This window comes from Rhizobium sp. 16-488-2b, assembly GCF_017741815.1.
In the GTDB taxonomy this organism is placed as follows: Bacteria; Pseudomonadota; Alphaproteobacteria; order Rhizobiales; family Rhizobiaceae; genus Rhizobium.
Genome location: NZ_JAGHMF010000053.1, coordinates 1 through 1581 on the forward strand (window position 1 = coordinate 1; position 1581 = coordinate 1581).

Below are 1581 nucleotides of genomic sequence, written 5' to 3' on the forward strand. Positions count from 1 at the left end.
GCCGATTTCGTTGAAAAACCCGCTTGATCGACTGCTCATCCGCCCATTTCGGTCCTTCCGGGCGGAGTGCCAATGCGTTTCTACCCCGCGTCTCGGCGCAGGGTCTCAATTCATGCCGCTTTCATGCGGTGATGACGGCATGCGTTGGCGTTTGCGGCCTGAGTTTGGCCAATCTCCTTAGATTTTGTGCGGTGGCTGCAAGCAGGAATTCGTCTCGCGCACCACACGGTCCCCGAAGCCGAAGACGCGCCATCCGCAGAATGCGTTTGAGATGCGCGAAGAGCATCTCGACTTTCTTCCGGCGGTGACGCGACAGTTCATATGCTGGTGTGGCCGCAATCGCTCTAGCAGCATCGCGCGCATCCTCATTGAGATCGCGCGGCACCTTGCGCATAGGCGTGTTAGGGCAACAACGCTGTTTCAGGTCACACACATCACAGTCCTTTTTGCTGGCACGATAAATCCGTGTGCCTTCGGCCGTGATCCCCGATCTTGGCGTATCGTAAGTGCGGTGGAACTGCTTCAGTTCGTTCCCGGCCGGACAGATGTATCGCTCGTTCTCGGCTTCCCAGGTGAAGTCCGAACGTGAGAAGGTCCCATCCGTCCGGTTCGACTTGTCAAAGACCGGAATGTGCGGCGCGATCTTCTTCTCCTTGACCAGCCATGCCAAGTTGTCGGCGGAACCGTAAGCGCTGTCAGCAGCCACATAGTCCGGCCGCAAGCCGAAGCGCTTCTCGGTCCTTTCGAGCATGGTGCGGGATGCCCCGACTTCTGCCTGGCGGATCGCACGCGTCGCCTCCACATCGACAATGACACCATGATCGGTGTCTATCAGATAGTTGGTGGCGTAGGCGAAGAAGGCATGGCCTTTGTGAGCACCGGTCCATTGGGCGGCAGGGTCAGACGGGGAGATGAACTTTGGCGTCACTGGCGACGCAGCACCGAAAGCGGCATCATCGAGAACAGCTAGATACTCTTGTACCGAACGGCCAGCGTCTTCCTTTGCCTCCCACTCAGCACCTGGTACCGAACGCTGTTTGTTGGCATCCGCTGCTATAAGGCTGGCATCGACGGCAAATCCTTCCGCGCCCACCAATCCTTGAGCGAGGCATCGCTCCACCACCGTTTCGAACATGTGTCGCAAGATATCGCTCTGCCGAAACCTGCCGTGGCGATTCTTCGAGAAGCTGGAGTGATCAGGCACTTTGCCGTTCAGTCCGAGACGGCAGAACCAGCGGTAGGCGAGGTTGAGATGAACCTCTTCACACAGCCGCCGCTCCGAACGAATGCCCATTGCGTAACCGACAATCAGCATCCGCATCATCAGTTCGGGATCGACCGAGGGACGGCCAGTGCTGCTATAGAAAGGCTTCAACTGTTCGCGAACGCTATCGAGTTCGAGATGACGGTCTATACCACGCAACAGGTGCTCGGCCGGGACGTGATCATCAATGCAGAAATCATAAAAGAGCTGCGCCGGAGCCGCCTGACATCCCATCATCACTCAATCCTCCGCAAATCAGTAAGACGATTGAATCACGACAGCCTGGTGCCGACAACGCTCAGTTTTTCAACAGTATC

Annotated in this window: 1 protein-coding gene; it reads right to left on the reverse strand. The window is 57.2% G+C overall.

Features of this window, described 5'->3' with window-relative positions:
• Positions 1-121: 121 nt before the first annotated feature.
• Positions 122-1501, reverse strand: a complete 1380-nt coding sequence (locus J5286_RS31060; RefSeq protein WP_209193784.1) for a transposase — start codon at positions 1499-1501, stop codon at positions 122-124.
• Positions 1502-1581 lie beyond the last annotated feature (80 nt).